The sequence below is a fragment of the Dictyobacter halimunensis genome (genome assembly GCF_036245075.1).
This window is the reverse complement of the sequence record NZ_BSRI01000001.1, coordinates 1,695,314-1,711,110: the sequence shown is the minus strand read 5'-3', so window position 1 is coordinate 1,711,110 and position 15,797 is coordinate 1,695,314. Positions and strand designations below refer to the sequence as shown.

Annotated in this window: 10 protein-coding genes, 1 tRNA gene and 1 rRNA gene; 7 read left to right on the top strand and 5 right to left on the bottom strand. The window is 50.7% G+C overall.

The genetic code is table 11. The features are described from left to right. Positions 1-210: 210 nt before the first annotated feature. From AABA21_RS06825 to AABA21_RS06805, 5 genes are all read left to right on the top strand, one after another. Positions 211-3,171 (top strand): 23S ribosomal RNA (locus AABA21_RS06825). A gap of 106 nt (positions 3,172-3,277) precedes the next feature. After that, positions 3,278-3,350: transfer RNA gene (locus tag AABA21_RS06820), tRNA-Ala, on the top strand. A 146-nt stretch (positions 3,351-3,496) separates the two neighbouring features. After that, positions 3,497-3,967, top strand: a complete 471-nt coding sequence (locus tag AABA21_RS06815) for a DUF4395 domain-containing protein (protein WP_338248232.1) — start codon at positions 3,497-3,499, stop codon at positions 3,965-3,967. A gap of 3 nt (positions 3,968-3,970) precedes the next feature. Further along, positions 3,971-4,423 carry a thioredoxin family protein gene (locus tag AABA21_RS06810; protein WP_338248231.1) on the top strand — a complete coding sequence of 151 codons (453 nt, stop codon included), beginning with the start codon at positions 3,971-3,973 and terminating at the stop codon, positions 4,421-4,423. A 192-nt stretch (positions 4,424-4,615) separates the two neighbouring features. Beyond that, positions 4,616-5,101 (top strand): hypothetical protein, encoded by a 486-nt coding sequence (locus AABA21_RS06805; protein WP_338248229.1) that lies wholly within the window; start codon positions 4,616-4,618, stop codon positions 5,099-5,101. 96 nt (positions 5,102-5,197) lie between these two features. Here the strand turns inward: AABA21_RS06805 and AABA21_RS06800 are convergent, their stop codons facing one another. Next, complete coding sequence (locus tag AABA21_RS06800; RefSeq protein ID WP_338248228.1) at positions 5,198-6,100, bottom strand: SCO6745 family protein; 903 nt, start codon at positions 6,098-6,100, stop codon at positions 5,198-5,200. A 314-nt stretch (positions 6,101-6,414) separates the two neighbouring features. Here AABA21_RS06800 and AABA21_RS06795 point away from each other — a divergent pair, with 314 nt between their 5' ends. Then, positions 6,415-6,861, top strand: coding sequence for a hypothetical protein (locus tag AABA21_RS06795; RefSeq protein ID WP_338248227.1), 447 nt, complete (start codon positions 6,415-6,417; stop codon positions 6,859-6,861). 51 nt (positions 6,862-6,912) lie between these two features. Here the strand turns inward: AABA21_RS06795 and AABA21_RS06790 are convergent, their stop codons facing one another. The 3 genes from AABA21_RS06790 to AABA21_RS06780 form a co-directional block, all read right to left on the bottom strand. Next, a complete protein-coding gene (locus tag AABA21_RS06790) occupies positions 6,913-9,444 on the bottom strand; it encodes a glycoside hydrolase family 3 C-terminal domain-containing protein (RefSeq protein ID WP_338248226.1) in 2,532 nt (843 codons plus the stop codon). Between the two features lie 269 nt (positions 9,445-9,713). After that, positions 9,714-11,300, bottom strand: a complete 1,587-nt coding sequence (locus AABA21_RS06785; protein WP_338248225.1) for a restriction endonuclease — start codon at positions 11,298-11,300, stop codon at positions 9,714-9,716. Positions 11,301-11,556: 256 nt separating this feature from the next. Then, positions 11,557-11,880: a nucleoside triphosphate pyrophosphohydrolase family protein gene (locus AABA21_RS06780; RefSeq protein ID WP_338248224.1), complete on the bottom strand. Its 324-nt coding sequence runs from the start codon at positions 11,878-11,880 to the stop codon at positions 11,557-11,559. A gap of 250 nt (positions 11,881-12,130) precedes the next feature. Here AABA21_RS06780 and AABA21_RS06775 point away from each other — a divergent pair, with 250 nt between their 5' ends. Continuing rightward, a complete protein-coding gene (locus AABA21_RS06775; RefSeq protein ID WP_338248223.1) occupies positions 12,131-12,895 on the top strand; it encodes an HAD-IIA family hydrolase in 765 nt (254 codons plus the stop codon). 16 nt (positions 12,896-12,911) lie between these two features. On the opposite strand, the gene AABA21_RS06770 is transcribed toward AABA21_RS06775, so the two are convergent. Then, on the bottom strand, positions 12,912-15,548 hold the full coding sequence (locus AABA21_RS06770) for an ABC transporter substrate-binding protein (protein WP_338248222.1): 2,637 nt from the start codon (positions 15,546-15,548) through the stop codon (positions 12,912-12,914). Between the last annotated feature and the right edge of the window lie 249 nt (positions 15,549-15,797).

The following is a 15,797-nucleotide window of genomic DNA, read 5'->3' as shown; positions in this document are numbered from 1 at the left end:
GCTGGTTTCCACTCTTGAGCTGTTGGGGTACAGCATCCCCTTCTACGGAAAACGGATGGCCAACAGTGCACCTGAACAACTGAAGATAGTATTCCTTCAATTTTGCTGAGCACATATGGTCAGCCAGAGTTGAAGCAGAGGATCGATTTCTCTCTTCGAGAAGAAGAGCAGAAGTCAAAGCATTCATAGTACATGATGAAGAGACATAGAGAACAAGCTACACAGAGTACGAGGTGGATGCCTTGGCGCTAAAGACCGAAGAAGGACGCGGAGACCGGCGAAACGTTCGGGGGGAGCTGCATACAAGCGATGAACCCCGAGATTCCGAATGAGGCAACTCCTCCAGAGTGATGTCTGGAGACCGCCTGCTGAACACATAGGCAGTGACGGGGGGCAGTGGGTGAACTGAAACATCTCAGTAACCCGACGAAAAGAAATCAACCGAGATTCCCGTAGTAGTGGCGAGCGAACCGGGAGGAGCCCAAACCGATGAACCCTCGGGTCCATCGGGGTTGTAGGACCGACAACAAGCAACGACGAACTACTCGAACACGTTGGAAAGCGTGGCCAGAGCGGGTGAGAGCCCCGTAGAGGACGGTTTGTTGGCGTGGGTCGGTATCCTGAGTACCACGAGACACGTGCAATCTTGTGGGAAGCTGGGGGGACCACCCTCCAAGGCTACACATCTTTAGCGACCGATAGCGAACAAGTACCGTGAGGGAAAGGTGAAAAGCACCCCGAGAGGGGGATGAAAGAGACCCTGAAACCACGTACTCACCAGCAGTCAGAGGCCACTGTTTCACGAGAAACCAAGGGCTAATGGCGTGCCTTTTGTAGAATGATCCGGCGAGTGCATCGTCGTAGCCTGGTTAACCAGCGCTAAAGCTGGGGAGCCATAGGGCAACCGAGTCTGAAGAGGGCGAGCGGTTGCGGCGATGCGACCCGAAACCGTGTGAGCTATCCATGAGCAGAGTGAAGCGGATGTGACAGTCCGTCGAGGCTCGCACCCACCAGTGTTGCAAAACTGGGGGATGACTTGTGGATAGGGGAGAAATTCCAATCGAACACGGAGATAGCTGGTTCTCCCCGAAATGTATTGAGGTACAGCTGTATGATACACTATCCTGGAGGTAGAGCTCTGAATGGGCTAGGGGCCTCGTGCAGGTTACCAAACCCAAGCAAACTGCGAATGCCAGGACAGCATGCATGCAAGTGAGACGGCGGGGGCTAAGCTTCGTCGTCAAAAGGGAAACAGCCCAGACCATCGGCTAAGGTCTCCAAGTATCCGCTGAGTGTAAAAGGGGGTCACAACGCCCAAACAGCCAGGATGTTGGCTTAGAAGCAGCCACCATTTAAAGAGTGCGTAATAGCTCACTGGTCGAGTGTCGTGGCACCGACAACGTATCGAGGCTTAAGCGGATTACCGAAGCCATGGAATCCATCCTAGATGGATTGGTAGGGGAGCGTTCTCAAGCCGAGAAGCCAGACCGCAAGGACTGGTGGAGCGAAGAGAAGTGAGAATGCCGGAATGAGTAGCGTCATGTCTGTGATAACCAGACACACCGAATGCCTGAGGGTTCCTGGGCACCGTCAAACGTCCCAGGGTGAGTCGGGTCCTAAGCCGAGGACGTCATAGTCGTAGGCGATGGAAAGCAGGTCAGAGATTCCTGCACCGGAGATGCTCGTTATGAGCAATGGGGGGACGCGGTAAGGAAGGTGAGCCCATCGATTGGACAGGATGGGTCTGTGCGTTGAAGTGCGAAGCCGAGGCAAATCCCGGTTTCCTGTGCATGACACGTGCAGCGAGCGAGCGTTAGCTCGCGGAAGTCATCGGCCCCTAGGCCGCCAAGAAAAGCCTCTCGCCAGAGTCTTCTCCGCCCGTACCGCAAACCGACACTGGTAGGCAGGGGGAACACTCCCCAGGTGATCGAGCGACCCTCTGTTAAGGAACTCGGCAAATTGACCCCGTACCTTCGGAAGAAGGGGTGCCCTAGTAGCGATGCTCTTCGGAGTGGCGTGAGGGGGTTGCAAGAAATTGGCTCAACCGACTGTTTACCAAAAACACAGGTCTCTGCGAACGCGAAAGCGGAAGTATAGGGGCTGACTCCTGCCCAGTGCCGGAAGGTTACGAGGAGCGGTGATCGTAGCTGCGAATCTAAGCCCCGGTGAACGGCGGCCGTAACTATAACGGTCCTAAGGTAGCGAAATTCCTTGTCGGGTAAGTTCCGACCCGCACGAAAGGAGTAACGAGTTGAGCACTGTCTCGACAGAGGACTCGGCGAAATTGAAGTACCCGTGAAGATACGGGTTACCCACGACAGGACAAAAAGACCCCGTGGAGCTTTACTACACCTTGACCTCGAAACGAGGCAGAGCGTGCGTAGCATAGGTGGGAGTCGGAGAACCTACCCTTGTGGGGGTGGGGGAGACACCAATGAAATACCACTCTCGTTGTGTTTTGTTTCTCACACGTCACCGTGAGCCGGGACGTGGACAGGATCAGGCGGGTAGTTTGACTGGGGCGGTCGCCTCCCAAAGAGTAACGGAGGCGCCCAAAGGTTCCCTCAGGGTGGATGGACATCACCCATCAGAGTGTAAAGGCACAAGGGAGCTTGACTGCAAGACGGACAGGTCGAGCAGGGACGAAAGTCGGGCTTAGTGATCCCACATTCCCGAGTGGAAGGAGTGTGGCTCAACGGATAAAAGCTACCCCGGGGATAACAGGCTTATCTTGCCCAAGAGTTCACATCGACGGCAAGGTTTGGCACCTCGATGTCGGCTCGTCGCATCCTGGGGCTGGAGTAGGTCCCAAGGGTTGGGCTGTTCGCCCATGAAAGCGGCACGCGAGCTGGGTTCAGAACGTCGCGAGACAGTTCGGTCTCTATCCGTCGTGGGCGTAGGAGAATTGAGGGGCGTCATCTCCAGTACGAGAGGACCGAGATGGCTCGACCGCTGGTGTGCCAGTTGGCCTGCCCGGGCCAGAGCTGGATAGCTATGTCGAGAAGGGATAAGCGCTGAAAGCATCTAAGCGCGAAGCCGCACCCAAGACGAGTTCTCCCACTTTCTTCGGAAAGTCAAGATCCCAGGAAGACGACCTGGTAGATAGACGACACGTGGACACCTGGTAACAGGCGCAGCGAAGTCGCCCTAATGATCGTACGGCTTGTTTCACCAACAGGTATCTTCATCGTGGCGCTGGAATGCGTGTCCTCTGCTTCAGTCTCTGACTGACAGATGGCTCGGCAAAATTGAGGGAATACTATTTCCAGTTGAGTATGGGGACATAGCTTAGTTGGTAGAGCGTCGCCTTTGCACGGCGAAGGTCAGGAGTTCGAATCTCCTTGTCTCCATTTTTATAAAAGAGATACGTAGCCTTATAGTTACGTATCTCTTTTTTTGTAGAAAAAAACCACGCTGGAATATTTTGAGCTCTGATGTAGTTCTCTTCTATATAAGCAAACATCGATGGAATGTGTCAAGGGAGAGTATTTGTATCATGGTATCTGTTCCACGCGTAGATGCACATATGTTGAAATTTTCGCAGTCATGTGTGCTTGTGTTGACTGCACTTAGTTTTCTTTTTAATCTACCCATTCTGGTCCTCATTAGTGGCCTGGCCCTGGCTCTCAGCGCTATCTTGCCCGCTACCAGCCCATTCAGATTGATATATCGCCAGGTTATTGTACGTGCAGGTTTGCTCAAGGCACGTATGGTTGAGGATGATCCCGCACCACATCGTTTCGCCCAGGGCGTGGGGGCCACGTTTCTACTGGTGGCCAGCATTCTTTTCTTTTTGACCTCGGCCACACTGGCTGGTTGGATCCTCACGATCATTGTATTTGTGCTGGCCGCCATCAATGTCTTCGTCGGATTTTGCGCCGGCTGTTTTGTCTATTACTACCTGGGGCGTTGGGGACTCATGCCACGCGTGCGCTATGATGGTGGTTTTCGTTGGAGAGGCATCTAAGCTATGGCTGATTTTTCACTGCGGCTGATTATCTTAGTAGTGGTTTGCGTACTGGTTGCCATCGCAGTTGTGGCTGGACGTATGCTGGTTGCTCGGCGTCGTCAACAGGCGTTGGCGGCTGAGCCTCTTGTTTTTGCATCATCTGATAATGATAAGGATGATCACGAGCACCTGGTGCGTATCCTGGCCTTTAGTAGTGAAGATTGCCGCCAATGCCATACGCTGCAGCAGCCAGCGCTTGAACGCTTGCTAAAACAAAGCGGAGACAAGATAGAGGTGGTACATGTGGATGCGGTCACCCGGCATGATCTGACAGAGCGTTACAAGGTATTGACCGTGCCCACGACCGTTGTACTTGACACTGAAGGCAATGCGCATGCCGTCAACTATGGTTTTGCGAATACACAAAAATTGCAAGAGCAGGTAAATGCCATCCTGGGTCTCGCAATTTCCTGATCTCAAAACAGGATTTTTGAGCATAGATATCGTGGCACGGTATCTATGCTTATTTTTGTTGGATCAGAACCTTTGAAGCAAGCATGTGCTATTTTCATCTACGCTTAATCATGTGCATCCATACTAGAGCCAGCAAACGTATGGAATATATCTATACAATTTGAAATCCAGCCGTAGAAAGAGCTTTAGCATATGAACATGAACATGGCACATATTCATATTATAGTGAATCATATTCCGATCATTGGAACACCGTTTGTCGCTCTGACATTTTTAATTGCTTTAATTTTCCGGAATGTTTTTTTGCAGAAACTTTCACTGTGGTTTCTGGTGCTGGCTGCACTGGCTACCGCGGTTGCTTATTTAACAGGTGATGGGGCCGCCCACATTGTCGAGAGCTTGAACCACGCGTCTCCTGATTTGATACATGATCATGAATCGATGGCACGCATCAGTTTAATTATCATGTTCGTCACTGGTATTGTCGCGGTCTTTGGTATCCTTTTCTATACTCGCAAGCCGGTGCTTCCTCGCTATCTACAGATTATAGTGATGGCCATCCTGGTTATTAATACAGGTGTGCTGATATATGTAGGATACCTGGGCGGGCTGATCAACCACCCAGAAATCCGCTCATTCCTGGATGCATCTCAACACCTGGCCTTGTTCCTTCAATAGATACGGTAAGCCTTCTGCGATAGATGCATTAAAGGGATTCATGCCTCGACAGTGGGCAAACCCACTGTCGAGGCATGAATCCCTTCCTTCTTTAGATTAGAAATTACGCGGGTCGGGAACTCCGGCTGGATTTGGTATTGGTACCCCATTTTGATCAAGGATCTGGATACTGAATTTTTTCATCAGTGATAGCAGGCGCTCAAATCTGTCTTCTCCCAGTGATTGCCAGGGAGGGAGTGCCAGTTCATTTGTGACCTGCTCAATGTGGTGACGTCTGTGCTTGCCCTCTTCCGTCATGTTGCCATCCTGATCCAGCCAGCCTTTGTGCGTCAGCCGCTCACGGGCCGCCTGCCAATCTTCGTCGCCCCATCCGCGATGGGGTTGGATGCTCTCTCGCGTGAGCGCACCGTTAGCGACCATGATGAGATGTGCCTCACAGCCATCGACATTCTCTGCCAGCAGAGCAGCGATATGCCCATCACCACGAAATTCTCGGAAAAGCGTAGTGGCATGCCAGAGGGTCAGATGTGGCTGCTCAGGCCATGGTAATGAAGCATGGCCTGCAAAAAGCGGGCGACCAGCAACTGAGCAGGCGTTCGCTGCCATTTTCGCCAACTCTGCTGCTTCAGCCATCTCAGATGAAGCGATAATATCATCACCCAGCAGGCGGCGCAGTGCGATATCCGCTATGTGCAGGCGAGCGGCGAGGACTTTCTCTGGACTGGAGAAGCGCCAGGCATCGGGAATTGCCCGCGCCACCATACCAGGGTGGAAATTATAGAATATAGCGCTCACTACTGAAGCAGAGACCGGCCCCATCGCTGCTACCCGTGAGGCAAAGTAGCCCATCCAATAACCCTTTAAGCCTGCTTCGCTATAGACGGTTCGCGTCTCCGGAGCGAAATAGACCGTAGCGTGATAAGGCTCCATCATCATCCAGGCTAAACGCGACGGGTGTTTATCCGGATCGGCTGAATGTGTGTTCAACGTCGTACCCATTCAATGCTCCCTCTTTAGTTAGAACAAATACATTTTCCAATGAAAGTATACATTCCCTCCCGGTGATTTTCAGTATACTGATAAGCCTGTGTACCACCCCTTTACTTACAAAATTAGTCATTTATAGGTATTGGCATGACCGTTGCTATAGATATATGCTATATTTCCGATATGGTTTTATATGAAACTGCAATTGTGGATGAATGATTCAGGCATGGTGTGATGGTAGAGGATATGTTGAGGTATTTTCTTTTTGCGTCGATACAGGTGTGTGCATTAGATCGATTGCATTCCATTAAGAGGAGTTATGGTTTATGAAAGATTCTAAACAGGGTGGATCGCGGAGAGCGCCTGACCGCAAGGGATTACTCGCGTTGATCATCGGGGTCGTGGCAATTGTCTTGCTCTATTTATATGCTAATCATCTGATAACCGTTCCTGGATCGGTACAGTTATCGAGCACGCCAAAGTTCGCCTCTGCGACGGCTGGAAGCCAGACCAGCGTGGTCTGCCAGGTCATTTCGTCTTCGGGCAACAACTCACTGGATGGCTATATTCTAGAGCAGACAAGCACTGGTGTCTATCAACGTACTAACAATGTCGTGCACATCGTCTGGGGGGCCAATCAGCAGGTTAGCGTTGGGCGCAATCAGGATATTCAGCAGGGGGCGATCGTGCAGGCTGATGGGCGGGTGGACGCGGCAAGGGTGTTGCATGCTGATCAGCTATCTGTGGTTACCAATTTTGTACGTTTACAGTAAATGAAGAAGAGGCGCACGCGCGCCTCTTCCTGGGTGACAATCGTGAACGTCTCAGTGAGCCTCTGGACCCTCAGTGAAGCGGCTGGTCTCGGTTAGTGAGAAGGTTGTATGTGCCTGGATATCGCGGGCGGAAGAGCCGATGAGAAGCTCGAACTCTCCTGCTTCAGCGATCCACTGCCGGGCCAGGTCGTCGTAGTAGGCCAGTGCGCTTTGATCGAGCTCAAAGGTGACTGGCTTACTTTCACCAGGCTCTAACTGGACTTTTGCGAAGGCCTTGAGCTCTTTTTCGGGTCGATGCAGCGTCGATTTGACATCCCGCACATATAGCTGTACAGCTTCCTTACCCGCCCGCTGTCCGGTATTGGTAATCTGAATGGTTGCTCGCAGGGTTTCACCGGGTTGTACCTTCTGTGTACTGAGTTCAATGTCGGGGGAGTAGCTGAAGGTCGTGTAAGAGAGACCAAAGCCAAAGGGGAAGAGGGGCGCGACCTTCTTTTTGTCATAGTAACGATAGCCTACGAATAGACCCTCGCCATAGTAGACACGACCGTTTTCGCCTGGATAGTTGATGTAGGCCGGGTTATCCTCCAATCGCTGCGGAAACGTCTGTGGCAGCTTGCCCGATGGATTAACCTCACCGAACAGCACGTCCGCGATGGCGTTGCCGCATTCCTGTCCTGGATACCAGCATTGCAGCACGCCAGCGACCCGGTCGAGCCAGGGCATGGTAATTGGCGAGCCGGTATTGAGAACGACGACGGTATTTTTATTGACCGCGGCTACCCTCTCGATCAACTCGACCTGCTCCGGCATCAGATCCATGTTGGGTCGATCAAAGCCCTCGCTCTCCCACTCGCCATTTAGACCGGCAAAGACCAGTGCTACATCTGACCGCGTGGCCAGCTCAACCGCCCGGTCGAGGGCAGTGGTCGATGTGGGAGGCAGCACACCGATGCGTACGGCCGCGATAGGAACCTTCTCGTCGTCTTTGGCATACTCGACAGTCAGCGTATACTCCTGTCCCGCTGTAAGCTCAATTGACGCCGTCGCCTCCGTACTTCCCATACCAAAATAGGTCTGCCCCGGAACCTGTTGATCCCAGTTGTTGATCAGTTCGTGACCATCGATATAGAGCTTACTCAAACCAGCGCTGGCCAGGCCAAAGGCATAGGAACCTGTCTTTTGAGGACGGATATGGCCGCTGAGGCGTGCCGAAAAGTGGTGTGGATCAATGTTAGCGGCGACCGATCCAAACCAGGTGATCTCAGAACTGGTGATATGGGCGGTTTCATCAATCTGGTTGGTGAAGTCAGGGGCCTGGAAATACTCAATGTCGAATCCTGGTGCCTGCTGATTGTTTGTGGGACTGAATAGCTCTTTATTGAATAAGGGGAGCAGGTTATGGCTGGGAAAGTCTGTTTCATCCTCAATGGTAAGCTGATCCCCTACCCGCGCGACAATGGCATCATAGGGCGCGATCGAGTAGTGGGCATTGACAAAGGCGCTGCCGCCACCCATCATGCGCGCCGTCCGTGCGTTAGGTCCGATGATCGCGATGGATTTTAAGCGCTCTGGCCGCAGAGGCAGAATGCCATGCTCATTTTTGAGCAGCACGCAGCCCTCAGCCCCCGCCTCACGGATCAATGCGCGATGCTCTGGACGATCGATGGCTTGCTCCGGACCCTCCTCATGTGGCTCAAACAGGCCTACTTTGATAAACAGGTGTAGCAGGCGCGCAACGCTCTCGTCTATTTTGCTCTCCGGAACTTCGCCATTCTGCACCGCCTGCAGCAACTTGTCGCCGCGCCAGTGCGCGGGACCTGGCATCTCCAGGTCGAGTCCGGCGTTGACCGAGGGGGTCGTACTCTGGGTGCCGAACCAGTCGGACATCGCGACGCCATCGAAGCCCCATTCCTTTCTCAAAATATCGGTCAGGGTATAGGGATTCTCACTGGCATAGGTGCCATTGATCTTGTTGTAGGAGGCCATGATCAACCAGCTACCGGCTTCCTGCACGGCGGCTTTAAAGGGGACCAGGTAGAGCTCGCGCAATGCTCGCTCACCCACCTCTGAGCTAATGCTATTGCGCTGGAATTCTGAATCGTTGCACACAAAGTGTTTGACCGTCGCGCCCACCCCTTCGCTCTGCACCCCTCTGATATACGCGACCGCCATTCTGGCTGAGAGGTAAGGATCCTCCGAATAGCATTCAAAGTTACGGCCATTGAGGGGCGAACGATGGATATTGACCGTGGGAGCCAGCAGGACCCGCGCGCCCTTGGTCTTCGCTTCCTGTCCCAGCGCCTGTCCAACGCGTTCAATCAGCGCGGGATTCCAGGTAGCCGCCAATGAGATGCCGACAGGAAAGCAGGCCGAGGTCACCCCCGCACTGCCCTCATCTGTATTGGCTGACATCAATATATCGCCCGAGCCGCGAGCCCCGTTGGGTCCATCGGATACCTTGAGCGATGGAATGCCCAGCCGTTCTATCGGCACCGTATTCCACATCGAGGCACCGGCCAGTAGCGATACCTTTTCTGATAACGTCATCTGGCCAAGCAGCTCTTCTACCTTTGGATGCATAATGCAACTCCCTTCGTTCCATGCGCGACATAGCGTTTATAGTCATTGTGAGGGAAATATACCTGTGGTGTGGTTAGTCTATATGCATTGTTGCATTATAATAGACTGATATAGTCAACATTATAATAATTTAAGATATGGGTTGCAAAGTATTGAAAATAATTTATTTAGATGAGCAATACATAATGGTAGAATAATATTTAGTTTGATTATCCAGGCTTTTCCATATGCTTGGAAAAGCCTGGATAATCAAACTACTGTACCTAATCTTATTGGGGATCTTTCCAATTTTCAGGGGTATCTATTTTAGCTTCAATGCCAGCATGTTCAGACAGCAAGAAAAGTAAATTACTACCACTTAACAATTCAATAGGCTTCCCCTCAGCAAATTCAAAAGAAGCTTTCCCATAGCCACTTGTAGTTACAAGAATTCCTTTGGATGCTCCTTCATTTTGAAGTGTTCCATACAGATCTCGAACCGCACTTACACCTACCGTATGCTTGTATCGTTTAGCCTGTATAACGACTTTACCACCAAAAATAGGACGAGGATCGTAGGCTACACAATCAACACCTCCGTCTCTTGAAGCTTGTGTTTGGCGTGTTTCTAACCCCATCTTTTGGAAAAGATTGGTTATCAAAGATTCGAATTCACCAGGTGTTAATTCCATAAGGTTGGGTCTCTGATCTAGATCCGAGAGTACATCAATTTCTTCAATGAAACGCGGATCTACCATGTCAAATTCTAATACTGGTCTTACAGGAGCTAATTCTGTGGGGCTCTTTGATACAGATGCATTTAATCCTTGGAGACATGCGAGGGGATCGACTCTGGTTAAATCTAACTTTTCGAATATGTCATGGCTTGTGCGTACCGTTGCCAAACACGTTCTTAGAGGTAATCCGGTTCCTTTATTGATGCTTTCTGTGTAGCCGTTAAAGACTATAACATCGATGTAATGCTTGCGATCAGCTTTGAATAGTTCGTAAAGAGTGCGCAGAGTAATCTGAGCAATAATCGAGTTATATAGACTCTTCCTTTGCGTTAATGGACGTGTTGTTTTTGTGATTTCGTCCTTAGATTTCGTGTATTTGAAAGTTCCAACCTCTGGGATTGTCTCAAAATTTGGAAAATCATACTCGACTACTAACTGTGCTGATTCAGGAACATAGGCAACTTTCGCATGTTGAGGAAAGTTATCTGGATAGTTACTAGCAGCCAGTACCATAGTAAAATAGTTGACGACTGCAGATGGTATACGTGCATCAAAGTCCTGTTGGAATTTGTCTACCTCTGCATGCTGATTGTTTATTTTTTGTAGCTCATCATTATAATGGCGATCAAAATCAGCTCTTAGCTCAGCTAATTTCGCTTGCCGTTGTTGTTCTCGAGCGCTATGTTCTACCCTATGCTTAGCATACAAATCCTGAGCTTTTGCGACTTCCTGGGCATATTTTTCTTTAGACCCTGGTAATAGTTTTTTTAATCCAGACGGTTCGGGTGGACGATAATTGTGTTCTACAGGAGGAGGTTCAGGCGTTGCCAGTGGACCTGGATTAAAGCTTGGTAAGTTTCTCGGTTGCTTTAGTGTCTCAAATGGAATGAAACTATCTGTTTTGAGCGAGTCTGTTAGAAGGGTATTGAAGCTTGTAATTACTTGTTCAAGCTGTTCATTTTGTAAATTAACCTGAGCTATTCTGGATTCGGCATAAAGGCGAGCTCTTTCTTTTTGATCCGCTTTTTGTGCATTTTCATACGCTCTGCGAGCCTTTTCTGCTGCTTTGGCTGCCTGAGTTTGTTCTTTTTCTAGTTCTTTCTGCCTACGGATTGCCTCCTTCTGGAGGGTCGCCATCATGCTAATTTTATTCTTTCTCCGCGCCATCCTCTCAAGTTCTCCTTCAATCAAAATTTGATATTGTTGATGGAATCAATAATATAAATGCAGTTAGTATATTTAATAGTAACAAATTGAGTATCTGCTGACAAGGCAAAAAAGTAGAAAAAATTTAAATGATAAATACTTTGTGTTCTTGAAAATATTTATCACGAAGAATTACATTATTCATTTGTTATAAAAAGTTCCTCAGGTAGTAAAAGGGCTACTTTTCTGCTTACCCCTGACGGGACTGGCTGCGTTGGGGATCAAAGCCATCGGGATAGCGCTGGCGCAGTTTGTTGACATTGGTCTGCATAACATCTTCCAGGGTCAGGCCTACGGTATCGCAGAGCAGGGTCATATACCAGAGCAAGTCGCCAATCTCTTTATTGAGAGTGGCTACATCCAGGGTATGGGAATGGTAGAGCGTTTTTTTGAGCAGGTCGACAACCTCGCCTGATTCTCCGGCAATGCCCAACGCGGTCAGGATCAATAGCTCACGGCGATCTTCTATGTCGCAGGTGCGATGCACCTCGCGGGTGTAAGTAGCAATATCCACGTCAGTTCTCTTTCTAACTTTCTATCTTCTATCTGTCTATACGGTGCGACGCAGGTTGTGCGCAGTTTTTATCCTACACTGTAGCTAGTAGCGTGCCCGCGGGTCAAGCCAATAGTACCCTCATAGGGTTTGTCCACGCTTTGTTCTATTCTGTCAAGCTCATTGACATCCACTTGAACGGTGGGCTACACTAACGTGTGTTTGCTACTCGATAATATATGGGTAGCGCTTTAGCGAATGGGGGCAAGTAATGGACGGCGTTAAAAATTACCTGATCGATATGGATGGGGTGTTGTTGTGGGGCTCATCGCTGATACCGGGGGCGGCTGACTTTATTCATAAACTGCAGGATAAAGGTATCCCTTTTTTGATTTTTACCAACAATTCTCTCTACACGCCCCGTGATCTGCAAGTACGGCTTGCCTATATGGGATTGAATGTGCCAGCGGACGCTATCTTTACATCCGCGTTAGCGACCGCGCAGTTTCTGCATTCCCAGCGACCTGGTGGGAGTGCTTTTACCATTGGTGAATCTGGATTAACGACCGCCCTGCATGACATTGGTTATATTTTGACCTCGCAGGAGCCAGAATATGTGGTAGTGGGCGAGACGACGATGTACAGTTTCCAGCGTATCTCGCAGGCCTGCCGCTTCATCAGCAATGGAGCGCGCTTCATCGCCACCAATCCAGACGTCATGGGTCCCGGCGAGGGTGGTTTTGTGCCGGCGACAGGCGCCGTCGCGGCTTTAATCAGTTCCGCCACGGGCGTCAAGCCCTATTTTGTGGGCAAGCCCAACCCGCTCATGATGCGCATGGCGTTGCGCAAGCTCAACGCCCACTCGGAGGAATCGGCCATGATTGGGGACCGCATGGATACCGACGTCGTGGCGGGTACCGAGAGCGGTCTGCGCACTGTCCTGGTGCTCTCAGGAGTCACCAAACGCGAACAGGTGGAACGCTTCCCCTACCGTCCCACATGGATTCTCGATTCGATCGCCGATGTTGAGGTTTAAACCTCAACATCGCTCTTTATTGAGTAACATAGATGTTAGCCCAATCGTCGGGTGAAATCATCCCCATGGCATTTACTGTCAGGCCGTATATATTGGGCTTCACGACATAGCAATCATAGAACTGATACAGCGGCAACCATGCCACATCATTGATCAGATTCTGTTCCGCTCCTTGGTACAGCGCTACCCTTTGCTGTTGATCCTGGGTGACATCCGCCTGTGCCAGCGTTTTTTGTATGACTTGCTGATCTGGTGCCGCCTTACTTTGATTCTGACCGTAGGCATATGTGTTCTGGGCCGAGTTCTGGCCGAACTGGAGCGTTGTCCAATCGCTGGCATCGGGGTAATCGGCGGCCCAGCTTATGCGCCACATCTGGATGTTCCTGGCGTCCTTTGCATTATCGACCAGGTTATAGAAAGTGCCCACGGGCATCTCTTGCAGTTTAACAGAAATACCCAGCGTGGTTTTCCATTGTGCCTGTAGGAATGCCAGTTCCTCTCTCGATGCTATAGATGAGTTTTGGGAATAGGTCAATGTGACGGTGGGAAATGATTTAATAGCAGCAATGCCTTCTTCATCCATGCCTTCCTGCAGGAGTTGTTTCGCCTGCTCAGGGTTGCCCGCTGTCGATTGGTTGCCATCAAGACCCACCGTGGCCGGATTCGCACTGGGATCTCCTCGTGGGATGATGTGGTTCGTGGGGAAGGTCGTACCTTTTCTGATAGTCTGGCTGATGAGATCTTTGTCGATGGCCAGCGCGAACGCCTGACGTATTTTGATGTTGTCAAAGGGTTTGATCTGATAATTCATGGCGACATATGTCATGGTGAGCTGCGGTGAACGATAGAAGGTCTGATCCCGACTCGCCGTATCCGCCAGTGACAATGGGATATTGTTGACGAAGCTCACCTGACCCGTCTGGTAAGCATGATAGCTGGTTTCCGCATCAGTATACGCGGTGAACGAGATCCTGGAGAGCTTTGGGTGAGGCCCATAATAGTCAGGGTTGGGGATGAGATCGACCTGTTGTTTTGTGTTTCGCTCGATTTTGAATGGACCCGAGCTACTTCCTTCACTGAGATGATCGGTGAAATTCTGACCATATTTGTCGATCAGCGCTTTTTTCACGACTGAGGCGCAGGGACAGGTCAATGTGTCCAGAAAGTAGGCAATATTTTTGGATAATTTAATCACGAGTGTGTCGTCATCGGGTGTCAGGATTCCCTGGCCGATCACCGTCTTGACCTTGCCCGCGAAACGCTGGTCCGCGCCCTGAATATACTGCAGATTGTACATGGCAGTACCGTCTTTTAAGGCTGGATCCAGGGCACGATCCAGACTGTAGGCGATATCCTTTGATGTTAAAGGTGAACCATCACTGAATTTGAGGCCATGTTGTAAATGGAATGTCCAGGTATAGCCTTGAGGATCTGTTTCCCAGGATAAAGCCAGTTGACCATGAATCCTCATGTCGTTTTCGAGCGAGACCAATCCTGCCGAAGTCATGCTGACGATCTGCGTTGACTGGGTATATTGAACGGTTGCGGGATCAAGCGGCTCATCAAGATTGCTGGCGGCGATATTGAGTACCTGCTGGCTGGCTGGCGGTATAGAGGTTGCTTGTGACCGGGAAACATGATGTGTCCGGCCAGAAATATAGTTCAGGAGGCTATCGCTACCAAAGCCGAGAACCGCGAGCAGTGCAATAGCTATGGCTATTACTTGTAATCTGCCAAAGCGTTGTTTGGGAGCAGTGGGTGGATTGCCGGATCCTGCCGTTGTAGAAGGGATGTAGTAAGGAGTTGACGCTGGAGCGGGGGGTGGCACGGGGATCGGAGATGCCTGAGAGGAGGCTATCCCGGTATTGATCTGCTCCAGGCGCCGCTGTACGCTGATGATGGAACTGGGACGCTGCGCGGGATCCCTGGCCAGCATTTCCGCGAGTAGCTCTGAAAGCTCTTCTGGGAGAACAACTGGTTTTCTGGTGATCGTGGTATCCTCATCCAGGGGATCTCGTCCGGTCAGCAATGCTTGCAGTGTGGCGCCCAGGCTATAGATATCCGAGCGCTCCGTAGTCTGGTCCGAGCCATACTGTTCGGGGGCGGCATAGCCGGGGGAGCCGAGCGCCTGCGTATCGCGTCTCTGCCCCGGTCTGAACTGACGCGCGATGCCAAGGTCAATGAGATAGATACGTCCCGCGCGGGTGCGCATGATATTATCGGGCTTGATATCGCGGAAAATAATGGGCGGCTGGCGTGAATGGAGATAGGTGAGCACATCGCAGACCTGCAGGGCGATAGAGAGCACCTCATCCAGGGGAAGCTGTCCACCGGGCAGTTGTTGCCGGTACTCTTCTAGCGTCTGACCATCGATAAACTGGGCCACGATATACCAGTGATCCTGGTCCATAAAATGGGCGTAGACTCTGGGGAGAGCTGGATGTTTGAGTGACTCCCCAAAGCGTATCTCACGGTGATAGGTATCGGTGGCATCGATGATCTCCTGCGGCTTCAAATCCTTTAACGTGATCTCTTTGACCGCCACGATTGTTTTGCTGCGTAGATCCTCAGCCTTATAGACGGTAGCAAACCCTCCTTTACCAACTGAATCTATCAAGCGATATCGATTCTCAAGGAGAACAATAGTTTGCATCTGTTCTTGCTCATCAATATCCTGAGCATGTACAAGTGTCTTCCCACAGGCAAAGCAGATAGTATCCTGTTCGTGATTGGCAGCTCCGCAATTCGCGCAATATAAAATATTTACGGGCTTCACAATTAGCCTATCCTCGCTCTCTATGATGCCTCTAACTGCTACTCATGTGTGGTATGCGTAAAATATGGTAATGCTTTTTATATGAATAGCATGGTATAGTATTCGAAGCATAAAACTTTTTCTACT

Coding starts and splice junctions, on each gene's coding strand:
- AABA21_RS06795 (WP_338248227.1), top strand. CDS start 6,415: ATGAAAGATTCTAAACAGGGTGGATCGCGGAGAGCGCCTGACCGCAAG.
- AABA21_RS06770 (WP_338248222.1), bottom strand. CDS start 15,548: ATGCAAACTATTGTTCTCCTTGAGAATCGATATCGCTTGATAGATTCA.
- AABA21_RS06805 (WP_338248229.1), top strand. CDS start 4,616: ATGAACATGAACATGGCACATATTCATATTATAGTGAATCATATTCCG.
- AABA21_RS06790 (WP_338248226.1), bottom strand. CDS start 9,444: ATGCATCCAAAGGTAGAAGAGCTGCTTGGCCAGATGACGTTATCAGAA.
- AABA21_RS06810 (WP_338248231.1), top strand. CDS start 3,971: ATGGCTGATTTTTCACTGCGGCTGATTATCTTAGTAGTGGTTTGCGTA.
- AABA21_RS06800 (WP_338248228.1), bottom strand. CDS start 6,100: ATGGGTACGACGTTGAACACACATTCAGCCGATCCGGATAAACACCCG.
- AABA21_RS06815 (WP_338248232.1), top strand. CDS start 3,497: ATGGTATCTGTTCCACGCGTAGATGCACATATGTTGAAATTTTCGCAG.
- AABA21_RS06785 (WP_338248225.1), bottom strand. CDS start 11,300: ATGATGGCGACCCTCCAGAAGGAGGCAATCCGTAGGCAGAAAGAACTA.
- AABA21_RS06775 (WP_338248223.1), top strand. CDS start 12,131: ATGGACGGCGTTAAAAATTACCTGATCGATATGGATGGGGTGTTGTTG.